Annotated in this window: 20 protein-coding genes; 9 read left to right on the top strand and 11 right to left on the bottom strand. The window is 68.6% G+C overall.

Annotated features, from left to right (window positions below; translation table 11 throughout):
- Positions 1-188 precede the first annotated feature (188 nt).
- Positions 189-629 carry a hypothetical protein gene (locus LTT66_RS02235; RefSeq protein WP_233063476.1) on the top strand — a complete coding sequence of 147 codons (441 nt, stop codon included), beginning with the start codon at positions 189-191 and terminating at the stop codon, positions 627-629.
- 36 nt (positions 630-665) lie between these two features.
- Here LTT66_RS02235 and LTT66_RS02230 read toward each other — a convergent pair whose 3' ends face one another.
- Positions 666-1,856: a sensor histidine kinase gene (locus LTT66_RS02230; RefSeq protein WP_233063474.1), complete on the bottom strand. Its 1,191-nt coding sequence runs from the start codon at positions 1,854-1,856 to the stop codon at positions 666-668.
- Between the two features lie 432 nt (positions 1,857-2,288).
- Positions 2,289-2,765: a hypothetical protein gene (locus LTT66_RS02225; protein ID WP_233063473.1), complete on the bottom strand. Its 477-nt coding sequence runs from the start codon at positions 2,763-2,765 to the stop codon at positions 2,289-2,291.
- 334 nt (positions 2,766-3,099) lie between these two features.
- Between LTT66_RS02225 and dnaE the strand changes: the two genes are divergently transcribed.
- Positions 3,100-6,594, top strand: a complete 3,495-nt coding sequence (gene dnaE / locus LTT66_RS02220) for a DNA polymerase III subunit alpha (RefSeq protein WP_233068956.1) — start codon at positions 3,100-3,102, stop codon at positions 6,592-6,594.
- 107 nt (positions 6,595-6,701) lie between these two features.
- Here dnaE and LTT66_RS02215 read toward each other — a convergent pair whose 3' ends face one another.
- Positions 6,702-7,040 (bottom strand): hypothetical protein, encoded by a 339-nt coding sequence (locus tag LTT66_RS02215; protein WP_233063472.1) that lies wholly within the window; start codon positions 7,038-7,040, stop codon positions 6,702-6,704.
- Positions 7,041-7,328: 288 nt separating this feature from the next.
- Here LTT66_RS02215 and LTT66_RS02210 point away from each other — a divergent pair, with 288 nt between their 5' ends.
- On the top strand, positions 7,329-8,219 hold the full coding sequence (locus LTT66_RS02210; protein WP_233063471.1) for a helix-turn-helix domain-containing protein: 891 nt from the start codon (positions 7,329-7,331) through the stop codon (positions 8,217-8,219).
- Positions 8,216-8,419, top strand: a complete 204-nt coding sequence (locus LTT66_RS02205; RefSeq protein WP_233063470.1) for a DUF397 domain-containing protein — start codon at positions 8,216-8,218, stop codon at positions 8,417-8,419. Before LTT66_RS02210 ends, LTT66_RS02205 begins: the two co-directional genes overlap by 4 nt.
- Positions 8,420-8,704: 285 nt before the next feature.
- On the opposite strand, the gene LTT66_RS02200 is transcribed toward LTT66_RS02205, so the two are convergent.
- Together LTT66_RS02200 and LTT66_RS02195 are read right to left on the bottom strand one after the other, a co-directional pair.
- Positions 8,705-9,904, bottom strand: coding sequence for a Cmx/CmrA family chloramphenicol efflux MFS transporter (locus LTT66_RS02200; RefSeq protein WP_233063469.1), 1,200 nt, complete (start codon positions 9,902-9,904; stop codon positions 8,705-8,707).
- Between the two features lie 72 nt (positions 9,905-9,976).
- A complete protein-coding gene (locus tag LTT66_RS02195; protein ID WP_233063468.1) occupies positions 9,977-10,549 on the bottom strand; it encodes a TetR/AcrR family transcriptional regulator in 573 nt (190 codons plus the stop codon).
- Positions 10,550-10,700: 151 nt separating this feature from the next.
- Between LTT66_RS02195 and LTT66_RS02190 the strand changes: the two genes are divergently transcribed.
- A complete protein-coding gene (locus tag LTT66_RS02190) occupies positions 10,701-11,102 on the top strand; it encodes a hypothetical protein (RefSeq protein WP_181720154.1) in 402 nt (133 codons plus the stop codon).
- A 3-nt stretch (positions 11,103-11,105) separates the two neighbouring features.
- On the opposite strand, the gene LTT66_RS02185 is transcribed toward LTT66_RS02190, so the two are convergent.
- Positions 11,106-11,723 carry a class I SAM-dependent methyltransferase gene (locus LTT66_RS02185; protein WP_233063467.1) on the bottom strand — a complete coding sequence of 206 codons (618 nt, stop codon included), beginning with the start codon at positions 11,721-11,723 and terminating at the stop codon, positions 11,106-11,108.
- Positions 11,724-11,840: 117 nt separating this feature from the next.
- Between LTT66_RS02185 and treZ the strand changes: the two genes are divergently transcribed.
- A complete protein-coding gene (gene treZ / locus LTT66_RS02180; RefSeq protein ID WP_233063465.1) occupies positions 11,841-13,580 on the top strand; it encodes a malto-oligosyltrehalose trehalohydrolase in 1,740 nt (579 codons plus the stop codon).
- Between the two features lie 124 nt (positions 13,581-13,704).
- Positions 13,705-14,955 carry a serine hydrolase domain-containing protein gene (locus tag LTT66_RS02175; RefSeq protein WP_233063463.1) on the top strand — a complete coding sequence of 417 codons (1,251 nt, stop codon included), beginning with the start codon at positions 13,705-13,707 and terminating at the stop codon, positions 14,953-14,955.
- A gap of 368 nt (positions 14,956-15,323) precedes the next feature.
- Here the strand turns inward: LTT66_RS02175 and ilvA are convergent, their stop codons facing one another.
- Complete coding sequence (ilvA, locus tag LTT66_RS02170; protein ID WP_233063461.1) at positions 15,324-16,679, bottom strand: threonine ammonia-lyase IlvA; 1,356 nt, start codon at positions 16,677-16,679, stop codon at positions 15,324-15,326.
- Positions 16,680-16,754: 75 nt separating this feature from the next.
- Positions 16,755-17,189 carry a nitroreductase family deazaflavin-dependent oxidoreductase gene (locus LTT66_RS02165; RefSeq protein ID WP_181720149.1) on the bottom strand — a complete coding sequence of 145 codons (435 nt, stop codon included), beginning with the start codon at positions 17,187-17,189 and terminating at the stop codon, positions 16,755-16,757.
- Between the two features lie 87 nt (positions 17,190-17,276).
- On the opposite strand from LTT66_RS02165, the gene LTT66_RS02160 reads away from it, so the two are divergent.
- Positions 17,277-17,510, top strand: coding sequence for a hypothetical protein (locus LTT66_RS02160; protein ID WP_181720148.1), 234 nt, complete (start codon positions 17,277-17,279; stop codon positions 17,508-17,510).
- A gap of 215 nt (positions 17,511-17,725) precedes the next feature.
- Positions 17,726-18,937, top strand: coding sequence for a DUF2235 domain-containing protein (locus tag LTT66_RS02155; RefSeq protein ID WP_233063459.1), 1,212 nt, complete (start codon positions 17,726-17,728; stop codon positions 18,935-18,937).
- Here LTT66_RS02155 and treY read toward each other — a convergent pair.
- The 3 genes from treY to LTT66_RS02140 form a co-directional block, all read right to left on the bottom strand.
- Positions 18,923-21,355, bottom strand: coding sequence for a malto-oligosyltrehalose synthase (treY, locus tag LTT66_RS02150; RefSeq protein ID WP_233063458.1), 2,433 nt, complete (start codon positions 21,353-21,355; stop codon positions 18,923-18,925). The genes LTT66_RS02155 and treY overlap by 15 nt on opposite strands.
- Positions 21,356-21,366: 11 nt before the next feature.
- Positions 21,367-23,487, bottom strand: a complete 2,121-nt coding sequence (glgX, locus tag LTT66_RS02145; protein WP_233063457.1) for a glycogen debranching protein GlgX — start codon at positions 23,485-23,487, stop codon at positions 21,367-21,369.
- 281 nt (positions 23,488-23,768) lie between these two features.
- Positions 23,769-24,701 (bottom strand): bifunctional helix-turn-helix transcriptional regulator/GNAT family N-acetyltransferase, encoded by a 933-nt coding sequence (locus tag LTT66_RS02140; RefSeq protein WP_233063456.1) that lies wholly within the window; start codon positions 24,699-24,701, stop codon positions 23,769-23,771.
- Positions 24,702-24,827: the final 126 nt, after the last annotated feature.

Genomic DNA, 24,827 nt, shown 5'->3' with positions numbered 1-24,827 from the left:
CTCAGAGGTTTCGGGGTTCCACTATTTCGAAGGACTTGGCCGAGTACCGGACGGCTGCTCGCGGGGGTGGCGTGTACGGGGAAGTACCTTCGCAATCCTCGGCGTGGAAGTACTCGGACACGGTGGTGAATCCGTGCGGTAAGTAGTGGCGAGGCGGGGCAAGATTGCGAGTGGGCTGGGAGGCCGGGGTGAGTGGGACGGAATGGGAGATGTTCTGCTCGGAGGTGTTTGCCATCGCCGAGCGTTACGCCATCCAGACGTTTTCGAATCCCGGCACCCTGGTGCTCTCCAGCGGATCCTCGTCCACGGAAGCCGAAGTGCGCGGGGCCAATCCACACATCGAACTGGTGGATATGGGCGACGCCGCGGTGCGCATCGAAACGGGCTGGTGCGTCCGCGCCATCGCCGACTACGAAATCCAATTCGAGGACAAGCCGTCCCAGGCGGCCGCGGCGGTCGAGGCGATCATTCTCGGGGGCGCCGAAGAGTATGTGATCACCGATGACGACGACCGGTGGGTGGCGTTCGGGTGGTGTATTCGGGGCAAGGATTCCCTGATGTCGCAACCCCCGCACATCACCTCGGGACGAAAGGCGGTTCGTCGGCTCCTGCCGTGGCGGTCGGCGTGACCAGCGGGTGTCAGCTCTGCTTTCGGGCGTTGTAACTCATGCTCGGATGCCCGCGCGGAATTTGGGGACGCGCAGGCTGACCTTCGTGCCCGCGCCGGGTGCGGTCTCCACGACCAAGCCGTAGTCGTCGCCGAAGGCCGCGCGCAGCCGGTCGTCGACGTTGGCCAGGCCGACGTGCGCGGACTCGCCGGAGCCCGCGGGCCCGGCCGCGACGGCGTCCAGCGCGCCGGAGCGCAGCAGGTCCGGGTCCATGCCGACGCCGTCGTCCTCGACGCTGATCACGCAGTCGGTGCCCGCGTCGGTGGCGACGATGCTGACCGTGCCGCCGTGGGCGGCGCCCGCCAGCCCGTGCCGCACCGCGTTCTCCACCAGCGGCTGGAGCGCGAGGAAGGGCAGGACCACGCCGAGCACCTCCGGTGCGATCCGCAACCGGACCTGCAGTGCGTCACCGAAGCGGGCGCGTTCCAGCGCGAGGTAGCGCTCGATGTTGCGCAGTTCGTCCGACAGCACCGTGAACTCGCCCGCGGCGCGGAAGGAGTACCGGGTGAAATCGGCGAATTCGAGGATCAGCTCGCGGGCCCGCGCCGGGTCGGTGCGCACGAACGAGGCGATGGTGTTGAGCGCGTTGTAGATGAAGTGCGGGCTGATCTGCGCGCGCAGCGCGCGCACCTCGGCGCGGTCCAGCCGGGCCCGCGACGCGTCCAGTTCGGCCAATTCGAGCTGGCCGCAGGCATAACGCGCCACCTCGGCGACCGCGCCGAGGCGGCCTGGTCCCGGCTGTCCGGTGCTCACCACGCCCAGGACACCGGCCACACCGTTGGATTCGATGAGCAGCGGTTGCGCGATCAGCGTGCGTCCCGCGTGTTCACCCCGGCCCGGTCCGGCGACGAGCACCGGACGCTCGCCCGCGACGGCGCGCGCGGCGGCTTCGCCGAAGTACTCGGCCAGTTCGGCGTGCGGGCCGTCCCAAGCGAGCAAGGTGCCGTCGGGATCGGCCAGCGCGAGCGCTTCGGCGCCGGTGAGCGCGCGCAGGTGCGGCGCCGCCTCCCGCGCGGACTGCTCGGTCAGCCCCCGCCGCAGCGGTACCGCCGCCAGCGACGCGGTGTGCAGCGCCGAATGCACCGCCCGCTCGGCGGGGGTGGTCACCACTCTGCGGGTGCGCGACCAGATCAGCAGCGCACCGGCGATCAGCGCCGCCGCGGCGACGACGGCGAGCGCGGTGGTCATGGTAGGCGTCGGCGCACGGATTGCATGGGCCGATTATCGCGTCGGCCGGATCCCGCGCGGCACGCTGGCAGGTCTAGGGCCGAGATCCGGCCGCGAACGGCGGGACCGCACGGTATCCGGGCGGCGGCGCGGGGCGGCCGGTGATGGTTCAGCCCTGGTACTGGGATTCCGCCGGTTCGGAGGTGCCAGGTGCAGGGCAGGTGCGTTGCGCAGGTGCCGACGGTCGGGGGTCTGCGGCCGAGATCCGGCCGCGAACGGCGGGACCGCACCGTATCCGGACGGCGGCGCGGGTCGGGCGCGGTGGACTCGGGCGCCGGGGCAGCGGGTCGGTCCGATGCCGACGGTCGCTGAGAGCGGCGGGTCTGCGGCCGAGATCCGGCCAGGAACGGACGGACCGCGCCGTCACCGGGGCGGCGCGGTCCGTTCGGTGGCTCAGCCCTGGTACTTCGGCACCGAGAACTCGACGGTTCCGGGGGCGGGGAAGTGCGCCGCGCCGATGTCGACCGTCGCGGTGAACTTGCCGATGCCGGGCACGAACAGTGCGGAGTGGCCGCTGTTGCCCCAATAGCCGGGGCCGTGTGCCACCACCTGGAACGCACCCTCTTGACCGGTGTCGACGTTGCGCCACTTCAGCGTGAGCGGCAGCGTGCACGGTCCGGCGCCGACCAGGGTCGTGCCCACGGTGAACGCAGCCTGGTTGGGATAGGCGTTGCCGTTGACCGACATCTCCACCTGGCCCACGCACGGCCCCTGGGCCAGGGTGTACACGGTGGCGAACGCGGCGGGGGCCGCCGCGGCGGGCGCGGCCGTCGCGACGAGTGTGGCCACCACGGCGGCGGGAGCGAGCAACAGCGCTGTCGTCGATTTCATCGACACCTCCACGATCTCGGGAAAATCCTTGCCTGCCATGCTCATCCGTCCCCGACAAGCGCTCGACGTCGTCGTGGGGAGGGAAGCAGAGCCTACCGCCGCCCGGCGGCCACCGTTCGCGCCTTTCGGCATTCGGCAAGCTTCCGACACTCGCGGAAATCGGTCGTCCTGCGGCGAGTCCCCAGGACGCGCCGGTGATCTTCCCCACCGACACGCCGGTCGCCTGAGTCGTGCCCGCGTGCCGGTCCAAAGCAGTCGGTGGGCCCGCCTAGAATCGGTCCAGCCAACCCCCGTCGAGACCTTGGGAGGAAGGACCGTCTTGGCCGCCTCGTCCGGATCGTTCGTCCATCTGCACAACCACACCGAGTACTCCATGCTCGATGGTGCGGCCAAGATCTCGCCACTGTTCGCGGAGGCGAAACGGCTGGGGATGAACGCGGTCGGGATGACCGACCACGGCAACATGTACGGGGCCTCGGAGTTCTACAACTCCGCCAAGAAAGCCGACATCAAGCCGATCATCGGCATCGAGGCCTACATCGCGCCCGCCTCCCGGTTCGAGACCAAGCGCGTGCAGTGGGGCGATCCGAGCCAGAAGGGCGACGACGTCTCCGGCTCCGGCGCCTACACCCACATGACCATGGTCGCCGAGAACGCGACCGGCCTGCGCAACCTGTTCAAGCTCTCCTCGCTGGCCTCCATCGAAGGCCAGCTCGGCAAGTGGGCGCGCATGGACGCGGAGATCATCGCCCAGTACGCCGAAGGCATCATCGCGACCACCGGTTGCCCCTCCGGCGAGGTGCAGACCCGCCTGCGCCTCGGCCACGACCGTGAGGCGCTGGAGGCCGCCGCCAAGTGGCAGGAGATCTTCGGCAAGGACAACTTCTTCCTCGAGATCATGGACCACGGGCTGTCCATCGAGCGCCGGGTCCGCGAGGGATTGCTGAACGTCGGCAAGCAATTGGGCATTCCGGCGCTGGCCACCAACGACTGCCACTACGTCACCAAGGATCAGTCGAGCAACCACGAGGCGCTGCTGTGCGTGCAGACCGGCAAGACGCTGTCGGACCCCACGCGGTTCAAGTTCGACGGTGACGGCTACTACCTGAAGTCCGCCGAAGAGATGCGCGCGCTGTGGGACGCCGAGGTGCCCGGCGCCTGCGACAACACGGTGCTGATCGGCGAGCGGGTGCAGTCCTACGACGACGTGTGGGCCTTCAAGGACCGCATGCCGGTCTTCCCCGTCCCAGAGGGCGAGGACCAGGACTCCTGGCTGCGCAAAGAGGTCGACCGCGGCCTGGCGCGCCGGTTCCCCGACGGGGTGCCCGAGGAGTACTACACCCGCGCCTACTTCGAACTCGACGTCATCAAGCAGAAGGGCTTCCCCGCCTACTTCCTCGTCGTCGGCGACCTCGTCAAGCACGCGCGGGAAGTCGGCATCCGGGTCGGCCCCGGCCGTGGTTCGGCGGCCGGTTCGCTGGTGGCCTACGCGCTCGGCATCACCAATATCGACCCGCTGCCGCACGGCCTGCTGTTCGAGCGGTTCCTCAACCCGGAGCGCCCGTCCGCGCCCGATATCGATATCGACTTCGACGATCGCCGCCGCGGTGAGATGGTCCGCTACGCCACCGAGAAGTGGGGCACCGACCGGGTCGCCCAGGTGATCACCTTCGGCACGATCAAGACCAAGGCCGCGATCAAGGACTCCGCGCGCGTCCAGTTCGGCCAGCCCGGCTTCGCGATCGCCGACCAGATCTCCAAGGCGCTCCCGCCGCCGATCATGGCCAAGGACATCCCGCTGTCGGGCATCATGGACCCCGACCACGAGCGGTACAAGGAAGCCGCCGAGGTGCGCGAGCTCATCGGCAGCAACCCGGACGTGGCCAAGATCTACGAGACCGCCCGCGGCCTCGAGGGCCTGATCCGCAACGCCGGTGTGCACGCCTGCGCGGTGATCATGTCCTCCGAGCCGTTGATGGACGCCATCCCGGTGTGGAAGCGGCCCCAGGACGGGGCGATCATCACCGGCTGGGACTACCCGTCCTGCGAGGCCATCGGCCTGTTGAAAATGGACTTCCTCGGTCTGCGCAACCTCACCGTGATCGGTGACGCGCTGGACAACATCAAGGCCAACCGCGGCATCGACCTGGACATGGACAACCTGCCGCTGGACGATCCCGCGACCTACGAATTGCTCTCGCGCGGTGACACGCTCGGCGTCTTCCAGCTCGACGGCGGCCCCATGCGCGACCTGCTGCGCCGCATGCAGCCCACTGGATTCAACGACATCGTCGCCGTGCTCGCGCTGTACCGGCCCGGCCCGATGGGCATGAACGCGCACAACGACTACGCCGACCGCAAGAACGGGCGGCAGCCGATCAAGCCGATCCACCCGGAGCTGGAGGAACCGCTCAAGGAGATCCTCGCCGAGACCTACGGCTTGATCGTCTACCAAGAGCAGATCATGTTCATCGCGCAGAAGGTCGCCTCCTACTCGATGGGCAAGGCCGACGCGCTGCGCAAGGCCATGGGTAAGAAGAAGCTCGAGGTGCTCGAGGCCGAGTACAAGGGCTTCCACGAGGGCATGACCGCGAACGGCTTCTCCGAGGCCGCGGTGAAAGCCCTGTGGGACACCATCCTTCCGTTCGCCGGCTACGCGTTCAACAAGTCGCACGCCGCGGGCTACGGCCTCGTCTCCTTCTGGACCGCCTACCTCAAGGCCAACTACCCGGCCGAGTACATGGCGGGTCTGCTCACCTCCGTCGGCGACGACAAGGACAAGGCCGCCGTCTACCTCTCCGACTGCCGCCGCCTCGGCATCACCGTGCTGCCGCCGGACGTCAACGAGTCCGAGCAGAACTTCGCCTCCGTCGGCAAGGACATCCGCTTCGGGCTCGGCGCGGTGCGCAACGTCGGCGCGAACGTCGTCGCTTCGATCATCCAGGCACGCAAGGAGAAGTCGAAGTTCACCGATTTCTCCGACTACCTGAACAAGATCGACGCGATCGCCGCGAGCAAGAAGGTCACCGAATCGCTGATCAAGGCGGGCGGATTCGACTCTCTGGGGCATCCCCGCAAGGGCCTGATGCTGATCCACTCCGACGCCATCGACGCCGTGATGGCCACCAAGAAGGCCGAGGCGATAGGTCAATTCGACCTGTTCGGCGGCTTGGACGCGGATGAATCGGTGACCTCGGTGTTCAACGTGAAGGTGCCCGACGAGGAGTGGGAGTCCAAGCATCGGCTCGCTCTGGAGCGGGAGATGCTCGGCTTGTACGTGTCCGGGCATCCGCTCAACGGCGTCGAGCACGTGCTCGCGGCGCAGGCCGACACGCAGATCCCCGCCATCCTGGAAGGCGACATCAAAGACGGCACCCAGGTGACCGTCGGCGGCATCCTGGCCTCGGTGAACCGGCGCATCAACAAGAACGGCCTGGCCTGGGCCTCGGCCCAGTTGGAAGACCTCACCGGTGGCATCGAGGTGCTGTTCTTCCCGCAGTCGTACTCGGTGTACGGGATGGACGTCGTGGAGGACGCCGTGGTGCTGGTCAAGGCCCGCGTCTCGGTCCGCGACGACCGGATCTCGTTGATCGCCAACGATCTCGCCGTGCCCGACCTGTCCGCCGTCGGGGTGGCCAAGCCGCTCGCGGTCACCGTCACCACCCGCATGTGCACACCGGACAAGATCGGTGAACTCAAGCGGGTCCTGTCCAGGCACCCCGGCACGTCGGATGTCCATATCCGGCATGTCGGCGCCCGGGACAAGACCACGCTGCTGAAACTCGATGAACGCTTGCGCGTCTCACCGTCCTCGGCACTGATGGGCGACCTCAAGGCACTGCTCGGACCAGGTTGTCTGACTGCTTGACCACGCGATCACCGAACTGAGCGTGATGCAGCGAGTCTTCCAGTCTGTCCGACCATCATCGCCGCGAAGCCCGGAGCCGGAGAGTTCCCAACTCCGGGGCTTCCGGTTCAGCGCCGCGAAGGCGCCATCGACATGCCCACGATGATTCCGGTGTGGCCCTTGTGATACCAGCCGTAGGGGTGCCCGACGAGCAATCCGCATCGCTGCACGATCTCCGGGGCTCTGAAGTCGATGTGCGCCAGTGAGTAGGTGATCAGCACTTGGTATCCCAGGCCGACCGCTTCCTTGAGCGTCCACGGGATCGGGTCGGCTCTGTCGGCGATGATCGTCCGGTCCACCTGGAGCCCGTAGGCCGAAGCGAGTCTGCCGCAGTGAAGTTCCTGTACGTCCCGAGTCTCTACCTTGCCGAACAGATCGGCTCGCAAAAAGATGATCGCCGTAGGCATAGCGCGCTCCTGGCCTAGTCTTGGTACGCGCCCGGTGCAGGGTCCGGCGAGATGACCGTCTCCGAGATACCGGACCATCGCTGCTTGGCTCTCCGGGCCTCCAGGCGATGTCCCCCAGTGCTATAGGGGCTGGCCTGCACCGGGCGCTTCCTCAGTAGATGTGAGCCACACCGGCATTCGCAGGGCTATCGTGGTAGATCTGCGGTGGAATCGCCACCATTTCATGACAAGGCATTCCACCGTGGGGCATGCCATATTTCATGCATCCAGTTAGCAAGGGGGAACGAAATGACCGCTGGATCTACCTTGCCTAGGCGAGCCTTGGGCCGCCAACTGCGAGAACTGCGGGAGCGCAACGTCATCTCGCAAAACGCAGCCGCGCGGATCATCGAGACGTCACCTCAGACGTATGGTCGATTGGAGGACGGCAAGGTCACCAAGACCACCGATCTGATCATCAACGCCCTAGCCAATGCATTCAACGCCAGCGACGAGGAACGCAGACTATTGCTGGACCTCGCCCAGGAAATCCGAGAGGCCCCAACGTCCAAAGGCGGCTTGTGGCGAGCCCACGCGGACGTGATCCCGAAAGCTTTCAATCACTATCTGGCGCTGGAGGAGGCTGCGCGCCGCATCGTCACGTGGCAAACGATCTTGATACCGGGGCTGTTGCAGACCCGCGAATACCGTCGTGCGCTTGTGTGGGCCGAGCGTCCGAACGTGCCGTCGGAGGAGGTAGAGCGTGTGCTGGACTTCGTAATGAAGCGGCAAGATCTGTTGAACGACAGCGATTTCCATTTCGACGCAATTCTCTCTGAGGCCGTCTTGCGCTATCTGGTGGGCGGACCGGGGGTCACCTCGGATCAGTTCCGGCATCTGGTCGAGCTGTCCGAGATGTCGAATGTCTCGCTGCGTATCGTGCCGTTCGATGCCCAGACCCCGGTTGCGTATATCCCTCGATCGCCGTTTGTCATGTTCGATTTTCCGCCGCTGCCGACGTCGAGGCAGGTCGAGCCGCCGGTCGTCTACATCGAGGGTTACGTTGGGGATCTCTATCTGGAGCGCGACGTCGAAGTGGCTCAGTACGCGGACGTCATCCATAGGCTGGCGCAGGTAGCGTTACCCGAAGCAGCATCTAGAGATTTGGTGCTGGCGAGCATGAAGGAGCTGATGAAATGATCGACCTGTCCGGTGCCCGCTGGTTCAAGAGCACCCGAAGCGGGGGAGCTAAGGATTGCGTGGAAGTCGCCTTCCTCGACCGGGGCATGGTCGGCGTGCGAGACTCCAAGAACCCCAGCGGCCCGGCATTGGTGTTCACACCCGGCGAGTGGGATGCCTTCGTCGCTGGTGCGCACAGTGGTGAGTTCGACCGCTCGTAGGCATCCGGTTGCATGAACGTAGGCCCGGTCTGCTAGCGGATCGGGCCTTATTCGTGTCCGGAAGTCCTTGCCGCCTGCTGCCCGGATGCGGTGGTGGCCGATCCGTCCGCTCGATCGGCACGGCGACCGCGGCGACGCACTTGCGCTAGCGGCCGCCGAGGGTGTTCTGGCTCGACCGCGCTGATGATCCGCTGGCCTGAACGAGATCACGGCCGGACCACAGCAGCGGCCCTGCATCCGATCTGCGCGTAGTCGAGCCAGGGCCGCTGCCTGTGCGCGAGGGAGCTACCGGACCGCTTCGACCAGTGCGGGGGCGGGTGAATCGGCCGTAGCCCGCATCGCATGCTTGCGGTGCAGGGCATGGCTGCATGCGACGACACCCAGCGCCGCGATGCCGAGCACCGCGCCGATCCAGGCGACCGCGTCGTAACCGAGGCCCGCGCCGATCGCCAGGCCGCCGAGCCACGGGCCTGCGGTGATGCCGACATTGAACGAGGAGATGTTGGTGGCTCCCGCCAGGGTGGGCGCGTCGCCCGCGAGGGTGAAGACGCGGCTGTTCAAGGTCGGGTTGATGCCGAAACCGAAGGCACCCAACAGGAACGACAGCACGACCACGGGCACGGCGTGCTCGGTTGTGAGGGCCAGCAGCGCGGAGGTGAGCACGCCGCCGGTGATGCCGACGTACAGGCTGGTCAGCGGGCGGATGTCGGCGGTACGTCCGCCGATGGCGATGCCGAGCAGGGAGCCGAGTCCGTAGATGCCGAGCACCACCGGGATCCAGCCGTCCGCCAGGCCCGTGGCGCGCGACAGGAGCGCGCCGAGGTAGGCGAAGGTGACCATCAGCGCGGCGATGGCGAGCGCGGTGGTGGCGTAGGACAGCCAGAGCTCGGGGCGCAGCATCGTGCGCAGTTCGGTGCGCAGCCGCGGCGGTGCGGCGGGGCGTCCGCCGGGGATCTTCGCCAGCACCCCGATCATCGCGACGGCCGACAGCAGCGCGACCGCCCAGAACGCCGCACGCCAGCCCAGTTGCTGGCCGATCACGGTGCCGGCGGGGAGTCCGATGAGGATGGCCAAGGTCAGCCCGCCCGCGACGATGCTCATCGCTTTGCCGCGCGCGGTGGGCGGCACCAGGCTGATCGCCGTCGTCGCGGCCACCGCCCAGAACCCGGCGTAGACGAACGCGCCGACCACCCTGGTCGCGAACAGGACCCAGTAGTCCGAGGTGAGCGCGCCGACCACGTGGGTGCCGACGAAGACCGCGAGGAAGGCCAGCAGCGCGGTGCGCCGCGACCAGCGCAGCGTCACCACCGCCAGCACCGGTGCGCCCACCAGCATGCCCAGGGCGAACGCCGAGATGAGCAGGCCCGCGCGTGGCACGGAGACGCCCAGGTCTCCGGCCATTTCGGTGAGCAGGCCCGCGAGCATCAGCTCCGAGGTGCCCTGGGCGAAGATCGACAGACCCAGGACATAGATCGCCACGGGCATCGGTACCTCCTTGTTTTGTACTGATCTATCCAAAATGAGGGCGCGGCAGAACCGTCGCCGAAAAGGCTTGACTCAGAGAGCGTCGAGGGCGGTGGTCGCTATGGCGGCCAGCGTCTCGCGGTCCGCGCCGCCGCGTGCGGCGACCCGCATGCCGCCGATCGTGGCGATCACGAAGTGAGCCAGCGCGGACGGGTTCTTGTCCGCCGCGATCTCGCCCGCGCGCCTGGCCGCCTCGAACACGTCCGTCAGCACGGCGAGCCGTCGCTCGTGGTCGGCGGCGAGCACGGCGGCCAGTTCGGGGTCGCGCGGGGCCAGTTCGATCGTCGAGTTCACCACGAGACAGCCGAGCGGGTCCTCCTCCGGGGCCTCGACGATCTGCCACAGCAGTGCGCGAATCTTGGCCCGCCCCTCGGCCAGGCTGTCGAGCAGGTCGAACGTGGCGGCGTTCTTGGTCGCCATGTAGTGGCGCAGGGCGCGCCCGAACAGGTCGCGCTTGCTGGTGAAGGTGTTGTAGATGCTGCTGCGGCCCAGTCCGGTCGCGGCGCAGAGGTCCTCGGTGGAGGTCGCCTCGTATCCCGCGCGCCAGAACGCGTTCATCGCCGCGTCCACCGCGCGGTCCTCGTCGAACAACCTGGGTCGTGCCACGGACTCAGGCTAGCACAGTTTTGAACAGATCGTTCCAATACTGTCGGAGGCAGTCGCTGTCTCGATTTCCAAGCGGCTGTTAAGCATTCGATAGGCGGGATCGCGGACAGTGCTGGGACAAGGTTGTCCACCAAGGAAAACGAGGATCATCATGCAAGCCATCTTCCGCAGCCTGCGTCTGCTCGTACTCGGCGTGACGGTGCTCGCGGCCGCATTCGCCGTCGCGACGGTCGGCGCGGGCGCCGCGAACGCGGGTTCGGTCTACGAGATCAAGTTCGCGCCGGGAAGCGATCGCGCGTCGATCGACGGAGCGGTGGTCCGTGGCGACGCCGACACCTATGCGTTCGAGGCGCGCGCGGGACAGACGCTGATCACCGAGCTCACCTCGGTCGAAGGCAACGCGCGGTTCACCACCACCGCCCCGGACGGGAGCGTCCTGTGCCTCGAGGAGACCTGGAGCCGGATCACCCTGCCGCGAAGCGGCTACTACACCATCTCGGTGGAACCGAGCCGAGGCAACGCGACCTACACCTTGTCGGTGCGCATCGTCTGATTCTCACGGCGACACCGCGACACCGAGCGTCTGGGCGACCAGAAAGCGGGGAGCGTTCTCCCCGTAGAACGACTCGGCGTCGCGGATCTCGAAACCGGCGCCTGCCACCAAGCCGCGAATGTCGCGGTTCAGGTGGCAGCCGCCGAACAGTCGTTTCTGGACCGGGTTCAGCCGGTTCTGCCACACCCGCACCTTCTCGTCCGGCGCCAGCCCGTGTTCGACGAAGTGCAGGGTTCCGCCGGGAACGAGCACCCGGCGCACCTCGGCGAGCGCGGCGGCGATGTCGGGAATGGTGCACATCGTCCAGGTCGACAACGCGCAGTCGAAGGTGTTGTCCGAGAAAGGCAGCGCCTGGCCGTCCAGTCCGGCCCGCTCGATCGGCACGGTGGCGGCGGCGACGCGGCCGCTCGCCAGCCGCCAGCCCAGATCGGCGGGCTCGACCGCGCGCACCGACGCTACCGGCGCCGGATAGAACGGCACGTTCAGGCCCGAACCGAAACCGAGTTCCACGACCCGTCCGTGCAGTCCGGCGCACGCCCGCTCGCGCAGCGGGTCCAAGTCCCGCATCCCGCAGGCCAGGTTGACGATCCGCGGCACCACGTGCTCGGCATAAACGCCCATGATCTCCACTCTGTCAGGAATCGTCCCCGGGAACCAGAGGGAGCCGGAGGGCGGGCCTGCTCCCGGGGCCGGTGTCCGTGTCGGGCGGGCCGGGCGTGCCTGTGCGATGCTGGCGCGGTGGCTGTGTTCGAGGTGTGGGCGCCGCGACCGGGGTCGGTGCGGCTGGATCTGGAGGGTGTCGTCCACTCGATGAGGCGGTCGCCGGACGGGTGGTGGCGCGCCGACCTACCCGCCGCGAGCGGGGCCAGGTACGGCTTCCTGCTGGACGACGATCCGACCGTGCTGCCCGACCCCCGCTCACCCCGCCAGCCCGACGGCGTGCACGCTCGCTCGGCCCTGCACACCCTCGATCCGGCGGCCTGGACCGACGCGGGCTGGACCGGGCGGCCGCAGGCCGGGGCGGTCTACTACGAGCTGCACATCGGGACCTTCACCGCCGAAGGCACCTTCGACGCCGCGATCGAGCGGCTCGATCATCTCGTCGCGCTGGGCGTCACCGTGGTGGAACTGATGCCGGTGAACGCCTTCGACGGCACGCACAACTGGGGCTACGACGGCGTGCTCTGGTACGCGGTGCAGGAGAGCTACGGCGGGCCCGACGGCCTGCAACGGTTCGTGAACGCCTGTCACGCCCGTGGGCTGGCGGTCTGCCTGGACGTCGTCTACAACCATCTCGGGCCCTCGGGCAACTACCTGCCGCGCTTCGCGCCCTACCTGACCGACGGGCACAACACCTGGGGGCGGAGCCTCAACCTCGACGGGCCGCAGTCCGATCACGTGCGCGCCTACATCATCGACAACGCACTGCGCTGGCTGCGCGATTTCCACATCGACGCGCTGCGCCTGGACGCGGTGCACGCCCTGGTCGACCGCACCGCCACCCACTTGCTGGCCGACCTGTCGGTCGCCGTCGAGCGCCTCGCCACCCACGTACGCAGGCCGCTGACGCTGATCGCGGAGAGCGACCTCAACGATCCGACGCTGATCACCCCGCGCGCGGCCGGTGGCTACGGCTTGACCGCGCAGTGGAACGACGACCTGCACCATGCCGTGCACACCGCCGTCTCGGGTGAGCGGCAGGGTTATTACGCCGATTTCGGCTCGCTGCGCTGCCTGGCGCGGACGCTGAAGCACGGGTTCTTCCACGCCGCAACGTATTCCAGCTTCCGGGGCCGGACGCACGGCCGCCCGATCGACCGTGGCCTGATCCCGGGAAGCGCGCTGCTGGCCTACACCTGCGACCACGACCAGATCGGCAACCGTGCGCTCGGCGACCGGCCGAGCGCCTATCTGACCGACGGGCAGCTGGCCGTCAAGGCCGCCCTCGTGCTGTGCGGGCCGTTCACGCCGATGCTGTTCATGGGGGAGGAGTGGGGCGCGGGCACGCCATTCCAGTTCTTCACCTCGCACACCGACCCGGAGGTCGCCGCCGCCACCGCATCCGGGCGCAAGAAGGAGTTCGCCGCACACGGCTGGCCCGCCGGTGAGGTGCCCGACCCGCAGGATCTGAAGACCTTCCTGCGCTCCAAGCTCGACTGGACCGAACCCGACGAGCCCGCGCACGCGCGGCTGCTGTCCTGCTATCGCGCCCTGCTCGCCCTGCGCCGCGGCCGGGCGGAACTCAGCGATCCCTGGCTGACGCACGTCTCGGTGGACTACGACGAGGCCGCGCGGTGGATCGTCGTGCATCGCGGCACGCTGGCCCTGGTGTGCAACCTGGGCGAGGACCAGGTCGCGGTGCCCATCGCGGGCATCCCTCTGCTGTACTGGGAACCCCCGACGATCGGGCCTTCGGCGACAACCGTTCCCGGCCACTCGTTCGCGCTGCTGGAGACGGCGCCGCCCGGCCCGCGTTGAGGGCGTGGGATACCCACTCCACGCGGTCTTTTCCGGCGATTTACCGGCGGCGCCGGATAACGGCCGTACAACTGTCCGAGACAGGCGCTTTGCCGGAATCGGTCCGCGCCATTACCGTGGAGAGATGAGCAACGTCGCTTCCGGGGACCTCGCGGTTCTTCCCCCGGGGATGGGCGGCAGCGCCGCCGCCGAATTCGCACCGTTCGTGCGGGCTTTCGCACGGACGTTCGGCAATCGCCGGGGTGCGGGCGCGGCGTTCACGCTGCACCGGCACGGAGAGCCGCTGGTGGACATCTGGGTCGGCTCTGGTGGTGACGCTCCGTGGACCAGGGATACCGGCACGATCATCTTCTCCGCCACCAAAGGGATCGCCGCCACCGTCGTGCACCGCCTCGCCGACCGCGGCTTGCTCGACTACTCCGCCCCGGTCGCGGAGTACTGGCCGGAATTCGGCTTCAACGGCAAGCGCAAGATCACGGTGCGTCAGCTGCTGACCCACCGGGCGGGGCTGTCCGCGCTGGCCCCGATCGCCACCGGGGGACTCGCCGACGTGCTCGACCACGAGCTCATGGAGCGTCGCTTGGCCGGGGCGAAGCCCGACCGCCTGCTCGGCGTTCCCACCTACCACGCGCTCACCTTCGGCTGGCTGGTCGGCGGCCTGACGCGCGCGATCACCGGCGCCGGCCTGAGCGAACTGTTCCGTACCGAGGTGGCCGAGCCGCTCGGCATCGAGGGCCTGTACCTGGGCAGGCCGCCGGCCGACGCGCCGATCACCTACGCGCCGCTGGCAGGCACCCAGCTGAGCCTGCTCGGCAAGCCGCTCGGCGCCGCGGTTCTGGGCCGCAGCCACCGGATTCCGGGCGCGCTCGGCGCCGCGACGCGCTGCCTGTTCCTGCCCGGTCTGGAAGGCATCCTCGAGGGCGTCAGCCCGCCGATCCTGGACACCGAACTCGGCGCGGGCAACGGGGTGTGCACCGCGCCCGCGCTGGCGAAGATGTACGGCGCGCTGGCCAACGACGGCATGCTGGGCGGCCGCAAGTACCTCGGCGGCCACACCATGAAGGCACTGCGCCGCATCGAGACCTATCAGCCCGATCGCGCGCTGTTCTACTTGCCGATGATGTGGCGACTGGGCTACCACTCCCTGCCGATGCCGGGCGCCCACGCCGGGTTCGGGCACATCGGCCTCGGCGGTTCCTTCGGCTGGGCCGAACCCCGGCTCGGCCTGTCGGTCGGCTTCGTGCACAACCGGCTCTCCGCCGCTCAGCTCAGCTACGACCAGTCGGCGGCCTTCTGGCTGCTGCCCCTGCTGCTGAACTGCCTGCGCGCGAACCGGCGCCGGATACCGGCCACGGCAGCGCCCAAGGCTGCCTGAGGCGCGGAACTTCGGGTTCGGGTCAGGTACTCGAGGCGGCCTGGCGCGCGGATGTCCGGGTTCGGGTCAGGTACTCGAGGCGGCCTGACGTGCGGATTTCTGGGTTCGGGTCAGGTAACCGAGGTCGCCTGGCGCGCGGAAATCCGGGTTCAGGCCAGGTACCCCGAGGCCGCTCGACGCGCGGATGTCCGGGTTCGGGTCAGGTGCTCGAAGCGGCCTGACGTGCAGATTTCTGGGCTCGGATCCGGAGCCCAGGGATCGCCGGACGCGCAGCCATCTGAGCTCGGGTCGGGTACCGAGGCTGCCTGACGCGCGGATATCCGGGCTCGGGTCAGGAACCCAGGGCCCCTGAGGTGCCGAAATACAGGTCAGGTCAGGTAGCGGTACGCCGGAGAATCCGGCTCGAGGCGCTCGCACTGGATCGGGGAATGCCGCATCCGTTCCAGCAGCGGCCCGAGCCCGTCCGGCGCGCCGAGTTCGATGCCGACCAGCGCCGCGCCCGTCTCGCGGTTGTTGCGCTTGACGTACTCGAACAGGGTGATGTCGTCGTCGGGGCCGAGCACCTCGTTGAGGAAGCGGCGCAGCGCGCCGGGTTCCTGCGGGAAGTCCACCAGGAAATAGTGCTTGAGGCCGCGATGGACCAGGGAGCGCTCGATGATCTCGCCGTAGCGGGACACGTCGTTGTTGCCGCCGGACACCAGGCACACCACCGTCGAGCCCGGCTCCACGGTGATCTCCGCGAGCGCCGTGGTGGTGAGCGCGCCCGCGGGCTCGGCGATGATGCCCTCGTTCTGGTACAGGTCGAGCATGGTCGTGCAGATCGCGCCCTCGTCGACCTGCATCATCTGGAAAGCGCCCGCGCCCCTGGGCGATTCGGTGATGGTCAGCAACGGCAGCGAGGCGTGCGAGACCACTCGCCCGCCGAACCCGGACACCGCCGCGTACGGCACGGAGCCGACCCGGCGCACCGCGGCCCCGTCCACGAACGGGTCGATCTCCGGCAGAGTGACCGGACCGCCTGCCACCAGGGCCGCGGTCATCGAGGCCGCGCCCGCGGGCTCCACGCCGAGGATGGCGGTGCGGGGCGAGCGCGCACGCATGTAGGTGCCGATACCGGCGAGGCAGCCGCCGCCACCCACGGGCACGATCACCAGGTCGGGCGGGTCGGCGAGCTGCTCCAGGATCTCCGCGGCGATGGTGCCTTGACCGGCCGCGGTGCGCGCGTCGTCGAACGGGGGGACCATGGTCGCGCCGGTGCGCTCCACATCGGCCGCGGCGGCGGTGGCGGCGGCGTCGTAGGTCTCGCCGACCGCGATCAGCTCGACGAACTCGCCGCCGTGCACCCGGATGCGGTCGCGCTTCTGCTTCGGCGTCGTGGTCGGCACGTAGATGCGGCCTTTGATCCCCATCGCCTGGCACGCGAACGCGACGCCCTGCGCGTGGTTGCCCGCGCTGGCCGCGACCACACCCGCGGCGCGCTCGTCCTCGGTCAGCTGCACCACCAGGTTGTAGGCGCCGCGCAGCTTGTAGGAGCGGACCGCGCTGAGATCCTCGCGTTTGAGGTAGACGTTCGCCCCGGTCAGTTTGGACAGTCGCTCGCTGCGCTGTAGCGGGGTCGGCTCGATGACGTCGGCAATTCGCTTGGCGGCAGCATCGATCTCGTCCGCGGTGAGCGCGGGACGAGAAGCGGACAGTGCGTCGAGGACATCAAGCGGATCGGACACCCCGAACATGCTGCCACCCGCCGCGCCGGTCGAGTGCGGCGGGTGGCAGTGAAACCCGTGCTACCTGCGCCGGAGCTACCGGGGAGTGAGGACGAAGACCGGGATCTGACGGTCGGTCTTGGTCTGGTAGTTCGCGTAGTCCGGCCACACCTGGACCGCTCGATCCCACCACTGGGCCTTCTCCTCGCCGAAGACCTCGCGCGCGGTGTAGTCCTTGGTGACCGTGCCGTCGCGCAGCTCGACGTGCGGTTCGGCCTTGATGTTGTAGTACCAGACCGGGTGCTTCGGCGCACCGCCCAGCGAGGCGACCACGGCGTATTCCCCGTCGTGCTCCACCCGCATCAGCGGTGTCTTGCGCAGCTTGCCGGTCTTAGCGCCTTTGGTGGTGAGCAGGATGATGGGCTTGCCCTGCAAAGTCGCACCCTCGGTGCCGCCGGAGTTCTCGTACTTCTCGGCTTGTTCCCGTGCCCAGTCGGATGTACTCGGTTCGTATTCACCTGTCAGTGGCATGTCTGCGGCAACGCCGCGCCGATCCACTGTGTTCCCGGCGACAAAAGTTCGCTGGCCCGAACTTCCGGTTCCGACTACCCTGAGGAGATGGCAGTCGTCCATCCTCCGGCCCGCAGCGCCACGATAGATATCGCCGGCAGCGCGTGGCCGGTCTACAAGCTCGACGCGCTGTTCGTCGGGCTGGCGGCTTTTCTCGTCCTGGCGCTGATCACGGGATCTCTGCAGATCGCGGTGCTCGTCGCGGCCGCGCTCGGTGCGGCGCGCTGGCTGATCGGGCTGGCCTCCGTGCGGCGCGATGAGCCGGGTCAACGGCACTCGTAGCGAGCGCGATCAGGGGCCTCGCCGGCTACCCGAATCCTCGTTCGACGGTGTGCGAGCACCCGTAACTCGTTCGGCGTCACCGGGTCGCAGCGCTTCGCCCGCGCGCCGACTCGCGTATTCCGGCAATGCCATTAACGCTGTCCGGTCCGTTCCGCGATGAATTCGAGTAGTCGAGTACGCGGGTTTCGGTGGGACACCAGCGAGAGGATCAGCGCATGAAACGCCTGGTTGTATGTTGCGACGGCACCTGGAAGGCCGAGTCGAGCAGCACGGTTTCGAACATTGTCAAAATCGCGCAGACGATCCGGTTCGACGCGCCGGGACCGGAGGGGGAGACGATCCAGCAGTGGGTCACCTACGTCTCCGGTCCCGGCGCCCGCGGTTTTCTCACCGATCGGCTGGTCGGCGGCGCGTTCGGCCTCGGGCTCGAGGCGAACCTGTCGTCCGCGTACTGGCATTTGGCCCTGAACTGGGAAAAGGGCGACGAGATCTACATCTTCGGCTTCAGTCGCGGCGCCTTCACCGCGCGCAGCCTGGCCGGCCTGATCAGCCGTATCGGCATCATGACCCCGGAAGCGATGATCGCGGGCAAGTACCCGGAGGCCCTGCGGATCTACCGGCAGCGCCCGCCCGCGCCGACGCCGGAGAACCCGGACCCGCCCGAACCCGAGCAGTGGCGGGAGTTCCGCCGGGAGAACTGCAGGCGAGCGAAGATCGATTTCCTCGGCGTGTTCGATACCGTCGGCGCGCTCGGCGTGCCGGGCGTCACCTCGCTGCGGCACCGGTTCCACGATGTCAAGCTCTCTCGCCACGTGCACTGCGCCCGTCAAGCGCTGGCCATCGATGAGCGGCGGCGCAACTTCGAACCGTCCCTGTGGGAGGTTCCGGTCGAGCCGACCGTGAAGTACCGGCGCGGGTTCGAGCGGGTCAAGCAGGTGTGGTTCCCCGGTGTGCACAGCGATATCGGCGGCGGCTACGCCGAATGCGGCCTGTCCGACGCGACGTTGCAGTGGATGGTCCGCGAGGCGGAGTCGGTGGGGCTGGCCTTCGATCGCGATCGGCTGGCCAAGTTGTCCGAACGCTGCGACGCCACCAACGGGGACCACATGCGGCTGCACGATTCCCTGGGCATCGGCTACCGCATCCTGAATGTGCTCCGGACGCTGCGCAATCCGCGCAGCCGCCGCTTCCACTGGGATTCCTGGCGCCGGATATCCACGCCCACCGACCAAGGGGTCCGGCTGGCCACCAGCACCCAGGACGCGCTGGACTACCATCCCGCGAACCTGCGGCGCTGGCGCGAGGAGCTGGGCGGGGTGATCCCGGAGAAGACCTTCGAGCAGATCCGCGGGGTGTTCGCCAAAGAGATCGTGCGCGCTTCCGCGGTGGCCGACGCGCCCCCGCTCGAGCTGTCAGCGCACCAGTAGCGCGACGGGCAGCCGGCCGAACATCTTCTCCAGCCTCGCCCGGCCCTGGAAGGTGTGGCCGGTCAGCCGGTCGGTCCAGCTGCCCGCGGGCAGGTCGAGGAACGTGTCGCCCCACCCGCTCTCGGCCAGCCCCACGCTGTGGCGGGTGGCGGCGACGATGACCTCGGGCGCCTCGCCCGTGCGGCCGCGGGCGTAGGAGACCACCTTGGCGGCGTGGTCGCCGGTGGCGAACAGCGGGCGGTAGGCGCCGCCGACGAAGCAGTCGGGACGTTCGCGGCGCAACCACAGGGCATAGGCGACGATCCACATCTTCGCCGCGCCGGTGGTGTCCAGCGCCGGTGTGCCGGTGAGCGATTGCAGCATGCCCGCGCGGGCGGCGAAGTCCACCGGTCTGCGGTTGTCCGGGTCGACGAGGGAGTCCTCCCACAGTTCGCAGCCCTGGTAGACGTCCGGGATGCCCGGGCCGCACAGTTGCAGGAGTTTCTGCGACAACGCGTCGGACCAGGCGTGCGGCGCCAGCTCGTGCACCAGGTCGCCGAGTTCGGAGCCCACCGGTCCGTCGATCACCGCGTCCAGCCACGCGTGCACGGCGGACTCGAACTCGGCGTCGGGCTCCTCCCAGGAGGTCTTGGTGTTCGCCTCCCGCATCGCTTTCTCGGCGAACGCGTGCAGGCGCTCGCGCAGGCCCGGCACCGACGCGGCCGGTCGCCCGTCCGCGGGCCACACGCCGAACATGTTCTGCAACAGGAACAGCGCCGTCGCGCCGTCCGGGGCGGGAGTGGTCTCCAACCAGGAGTCGACATTGCGTGCCCAGGTCTCCGCGGCCTGCGACAGCACGCCGATGCGGGCGCGCACGTCCTCGCCGCGCTTGGTGTCGTGCGTGGACAGCGTCGTCATGGTCGCGGGCCAGAGCTGCGCGCGCTGGCTGTTGGACAGATGGAACTCGTTGAGCGAGTGGCCGAAGCGCGCCGGATTGCCGCCCACCTCCTGCAACGAGACCAGCCGCGCGGCCTGATAGAACATGGTGTCCTCGACCGCCTTCGCGGTCACCGCGCCGCAGACCTGGCTGAAGCGCACCGCCGCGCCCCCGTCGGCGGCCAGCGCCGCGACCAGGACCGCCAGCGGCGCGGTGAGCTCGCTGTTGCGCTTTTCCACCTCGGCGATCACCGCACCGGCCATCCCGGCCAGCGGCGCGTAGTCGGCCCGGTACACCGGCATGAACGCCAGCACCTCGATGGTGGCGTTGGTCAGCGCCATGGTGTCGAAACTCTCGGCGTTCGCGTCCTGTTTGATCGCGGCCACCAGCCGCCGGACCTCCGGCGCCAGCACGCTTTCCGCGACCGCCCGCTTGATCCGGTGCTCGGTCTCGCCGATCCAGGCCCGGTCGCTGCCGTGCCCGGCGACTCGCCGTGACAGTTCGGTGAGCGCGTGTTCGCCGCGCGGATCGACCAGCACGCCGCCGAAATCGGCCAGCGCCTCGTAGCCGGTGGTGCCGTCGATCGGCAGCGTCGCGTCCAGCGGCTCGCGGTTGGCCAGGATCTTCTCCACCAGCAGCAGCCGGTGCGGGCCGATCACCCTGCGCAGCCGGGTGAGGTACCCGGCGGGGTCGGACAGACCGTCCGGATGGTCGACCCGTACGCCGTCGATCAGGTCGTGCTCGCACCACGCGGCGAGTTCGCGGTGGGTGACCTCGAAGACCTCGGGGCTCTCCTGACGGATCCCGGCCAGGCTGCTGACCGCGAAGAAACGCCGGTAGGTGCACAGCCCGGCCTTCCAGCTCACCAGGCGGTAGTGCTGCTTGTCGTGGATGCGCAGCGCGTTGTCCCCGTCGGTGCCCGGCGCGATCGGGAAACGCAGGTCGTGCAGCGCGAGCATGGGTTCGGCGCCGGAGCGGTCGACGGTCAAGGCGGCCGGGTCGTTCTCGCTCTGCAACACCGGCAGCGCCAGGCGGCCGCCCGCGCCGTTGCCCGGGCTCCAGTCGATGTCGAAGTACGGCGCGAACCTCGACTCCTGGCCGTTCCGCAGGACGTCCCACCACCAGGCGTTCTGCCGCGGATCGGCGACCCCGACGTGGTTGGGCACCAGGTCGACGATCAGTCCCATGCCGCGGCTGCGCACCTCGTCGGCGAGAGCCTTGAGTCCGGTCGGTCCGCCGAGGGCGGCGGAGACCGTAGTCGGGTCGGTGACGTCGTAGCCGTGCGTCGAGCCGTGCGCCGCGGTCAGGATCGGCGAGAGGTACAGGTGGGAAATGCCCAGCTGCTGAAGATATTCCGCGATGGCGCGCGCTTCGGCGAAGGTCAGTGCGTCCGGCCGCAGCTGGAGCCGGTAGGTGCTGCGGATCGTGGTCTGGCGGGCGGGCTTGCGTCGGAGGGACACCGGGTCGGTCACGTATATCTCGGAGGAGTCGGGTGCGTTCATCGGCATTCGGGTCAGGTGGCCTGGCGGAGGACGAGGAGACAGCGGGCTCGGACGGTGACGGTCGCGCCCCCGGCATAACCGGCGTCGGCCAGGCCGGTCGGCGTCGAGCAATCCAGTGCCACCGACCATTCCGCGCCCTCGCTGGTGCGGGGTAGCACGAAGTCGATAGCCGCGTCGTGGGCGTTGAAACACAGCAGGAACGAATCGTCGGTGATCCGCTCGCCGCGCGGGCCGGGCTCGGGGATCGCCTCGCCGTTGAGATAGACCGCCATCGACTTGCCGAATCCGCTGTCCCAGTCCGCTTCGGTCATCTCCTCACCGGACGGGGTGAGCCACGCGATGTCGCGGGCGTCGTCCGCCGAACGGATCGGGCCGCCCGCCAGGAAGCGGCGGCGCCGGAAGACCGGATGCTCGGTGCGCAACGCGATCACCGCACGCGTGAATTCGAGCAGATCGGCGTTCTCTTCGCGCAGCGACCAGTCCATCCAGGCCAGCGGCGAGTCCTGGCAGTAGACGTTGTTGTTGCCGTGCTGGGTGCGGCCCATCTCGTCGCCGTGCGCGAGCATCGGCACACCCTGGCTGAGCATCAGCGTCGCCAGCAGATTGCGGCTCTGCCGCGCGCGCAGCGCGAGGATCTCCGGGTCGTCGGTCGGCCCTTCGACACCGCAGTTCCACGAGCGGTTCCAGCTCTCGCCGTCCCGGTTGTCCTCGCCGTTGGCCTCGTTGTGTTTCTCGTTATAGGACACCAGGTCCCGCAGGGTGAATCCGTCGTGCGCGGTGACGAAGTTGATGCTCGCGCTCGGCCTGCGCCCGGTGGCCTCGTACAGGTCCGAGGAGCCGGTGAGCCGAGAAGCGAACTCGCCCAGGGCCGCCGGTTCGCCGCGCCAGTAGTCGCGCACGGTGTCGCGGAATTTGCCGTTCCACTCCGTCCACAGGCCGGGGAAATTGCCCACCTGGTAGCCGCCCTCGCCGACGTCCCACGGTTCGGCGATGAGCTTGACCTGGCTCACCACCGGATCCTGCTGCACCAGGTCGAAGAAGGTCGACAGCCGGTCCACGTCGTGCAGTTCGCGCGCCAGCGTCGCGGCCAGATCGAAACGGAATCCGTCGACGTGCATCTCCAGGATCCAGTACCGCAGCGAGTCCATGATCAGCTGCAAAGTGTGCGGGTGGCGCACGTTGAGGCTGTTGCCGGTGCCCGTGTAATCCATGTAGTGCGAGGGGTCGTCGTCGACCAAGCGGTAGTAGGCGGCGTTGTCGATGCCGCGGAAGCCGATCGTCGGGCCGCGGTGGTTGCCCTCGGCGGTGTGGTTGTAGACCACGTCGAGAATCACCTCGATGCCCTCGGCGTGCAGCGCCCGCACCATCGCCTTGAACTCGGTGACCGCCGAGCCGGCGCGGTCCATCGCCGCGTACCCGTTGTGCGGCGCGAGGTAGCCGAAGCTGTTGTACCCCCAGTAGTTCCGCAGCCCTTGGTCGAGCAGCACACGGTCGTGCAGGAACTGGTGCACCGGCATCAGCTCGATCGCGGTGACGCCCAACCCCTTCAAATGCTCGACGATCGCCGGGTGCGCGATGCCGGAGTAGGTGCCGCGCAATTCCTCGGGCACCTCGGGGTGGGTCATCGTCATGCCCTTGACATGCGCCTCGTAGATGACGGTCTCGTGGTAGGGCCGGTTCGGCGCGCGGTCGGCGCCCCAGTCGAAGTAGGGGTTGATCACCACGCCGGTCATCGTGTGGCCGAGCGAATCCAGTCCGTAGGTGTGCAGCGAGGGATGATCGTCGAAGTCGCCGTCGAAGGCCTTGCCGTACGGATCGAGCAGCAACTTGCTCGCGTCGCAGCGCAATCCACGATCGGGGTCGTAGGGGCCGTGCACCCGGAATCCGTAGCGCTGACCGGGATCGACCCCGGGAAGATACGCGTGCCAGACGTAGCCGTCCACCTCGTCGAGCGAGATCCTGGTCTCGGCGCCGTCCCCGTCGACCAGGCAGAGTTCGACCGCGTCGGCAACCTCCGAGAACACCGAGAAATTGGTGCCAGCGCCGTCGTAGGTGGCCCCGAGGGGATAGGCGGTGCCGGGCCAGACACCCAGTGGTGTCGCGTCGCCGGGCGCTGCGTCGGGCTGAGCCATGGCAACGACAGTAGCGGCAGCCGGGCGTCCGGATGCGCGGGTGGTTCTGGCTGGGTGGATCAGGGGAGGTCGGCGGCGTTTTCCGGCCGGCGTCGCGGATAGCCGGGGCGTACCGCGACGCGTGCCGGACCGCCGAGCACGGCACACCGCAGCAACACCGGGATGCCCGCCGGACAGCCGTCCTGAAAGTCCCACGACAGGGCGAGGGCGAACGGGTCGCGCCGAGTGGTCGGCGGTCGGCGACGATCCGCCGCCCGAAGACCGGTCGGCTACCCGGGCGGTCAGTCCGCGGGCGCGAGTGACCGCCGCCAGGTCTGGCCCACCAGGTCGTGGCCCCAACTGTGATGCGGGCTCTGCTCGACCAGCTCGAATCCCGCGCGCTGGTAGACGCGCCGTGCGGCGGTGAGCACGTCGTTGGTCCACAGCACGATCTCCCGGTATCCCGCCGCGGTGGCGAAGCGCAGGCATTCGTCGACGAGCGCCGAGCCGACGCCGAGGCCGCGCGCGGTGGGTTCGACCAGGAGCAGCCGCAGCCGCGCGGTGGTGTCGTCCTCGCGGACGCAGAAGATACTGCCGACCGGGCGGCCGTCGGCTTCCGCGATCCAGACGCGCTCACGTTGATCGTCGCGGGAACTCAGGTAGTCGGCCACGATGCGCACGATCAGTTCCTCGTAGGTCGCGTCCCAGCCGTATTCGTTCGCGTAGAGCTCCGCGTGGCGCTGGATCACCCAGCCGTAGTCGCCGGAACGCGGGGCGCGCAGCGTGAGCGTCGGCGTGTCGGCGGGCTGGTCCAGGATCTGCTGGATGGTCCGCATCGCGTCGAGCAAACGGGCCCGGGTCGCGGGCAGACGCGCGTCGAGCAGGGCGCCGACCTCGTCGCTGGAGCGCTGGTCGAGCGTGGCGAAGACATCCCTGCCCCGCTCGGTCAGCCGGACCTCTTGACGGCGGCCGTCGCTGCCGGAGCGATTGCGTCGCACCAGGCCGGACTGTTCGAACCGGGCCAGGATGCGGCTGAGGTAGCCCGCGTCCAGGTCGAGGGCGTGCCGCAGCGTGACCACCTCGGTCGCGTCGGACGCCGCCAGCTCGAACAGGACGCGCGCTTCGGTGAGCGAGTACCGGCTGTCGTGCAGTCCTTCCCGCAGCACGCCGATCACCCGGGTGTAGTGGCGGTTGAATTCGCGGACGGCGGCGATGTCGGCGGGGGCAGCGGTCACGGCGGCTCCAATCTTTGACTTCGTCAAAGAATATCGGCCCGCCGCGGCGTCGGGTGCGAAATGCCCGTACTCCTCCAGGCGCCCTTCGGGACCGCGCAGCTCGGATGCTAACTTGAACGGCGTTCA

This window comes from Nocardia gipuzkoensis (assembly GCF_021183645.1).
GTDB classification, from domain to species: Bacteria; Actinomycetota; Actinomycetes; order Mycobacteriales; family Mycobacteriaceae; genus Nocardia; species Nocardia abscessus.
Note: the sequence above shows the minus strand (reverse complement) of the source record. Positions and strands in the feature narration are given on the sequence as shown.

Coding starts and splice junctions, on each gene's coding strand:
- LTT66_RS02175 (WP_233063463.1), top strand. CDS start 13,705: ATGAGCAACGTCGCTTCCGGGGACCTCGCGGTTCTTCCCCCGGGGATG.
- LTT66_RS02200 (WP_233063469.1), bottom strand. CDS start 9,904: ATGCCCGTGGCGATCTATGTCCTGGGTCTGTCGATCTTCGCCCAGGGC.
- LTT66_RS02190 (WP_181720154.1), top strand. CDS start 10,701: ATGCAAGCCATCTTCCGCAGCCTGCGTCTGCTCGTACTCGGCGTGACG.
- dnaE (WP_233068956.1), top strand. CDS start 3,100: ATGCTCGATGGTGCGGCCAAGATCTCGCCACTGTTCGCGGAGGCGAAA.
- LTT66_RS02225 (WP_233063473.1), bottom strand. CDS start 2,765: ATGGCAGGCAAGGATTTTCCCGAGATCGTGGAGGTGTCGATGAAATCG.
- LTT66_RS02215 (WP_233063472.1), bottom strand. CDS start 7,040: ATGCCTACGGCGATCATCTTTTTGCGAGCCGATCTGTTCGGCAAGGTA.
- LTT66_RS02160 (WP_181720148.1), top strand. CDS start 17,277: ATGGCAGTCGTCCATCCTCCGGCCCGCAGCGCCACGATAGATATCGCC.
- glgX (WP_233063457.1), bottom strand. CDS start 23,487: ATGGCTCAGCCCGACGCAGCGCCCGGCGACGCGACACCACTGGGTGTC.
- LTT66_RS02155 (WP_233063459.1), top strand. CDS start 17,726: ATGAAACGCCTGGTTGTATGTTGCGACGGCACCTGGAAGGCCGAGTCG.
- LTT66_RS02205 (WP_233063470.1), top strand. CDS start 8,216: ATGATCGACCTGTCCGGTGCCCGCTGGTTCAAGAGCACCCGAAGCGGG.
- LTT66_RS02185 (WP_233063467.1), bottom strand. CDS start 11,723: ATGGGCGTTTATGCCGAGCACGTGGTGCCGCGGATCGTCAACCTGGCC.
- treY (WP_233063458.1), bottom strand. CDS start 21,355: ATGAACGCACCCGACTCCTCCGAGATATACGTGACCGACCCGGTGTCC.
- LTT66_RS02230 (WP_233063474.1), bottom strand. CDS start 1,856: ATGACCACCGCGCTCGCCGTCGTCGCCGCGGCGGCGCTGATCGCCGGT.
- LTT66_RS02210 (WP_233063471.1), top strand. CDS start 7,329: ATGACCGCTGGATCTACCTTGCCTAGGCGAGCCTTGGGCCGCCAACTG.
- LTT66_RS02165 (WP_181720149.1), bottom strand. CDS start 17,189: ATGCCACTGACAGGTGAATACGAACCGAGTACATCCGACTGGGCACGG.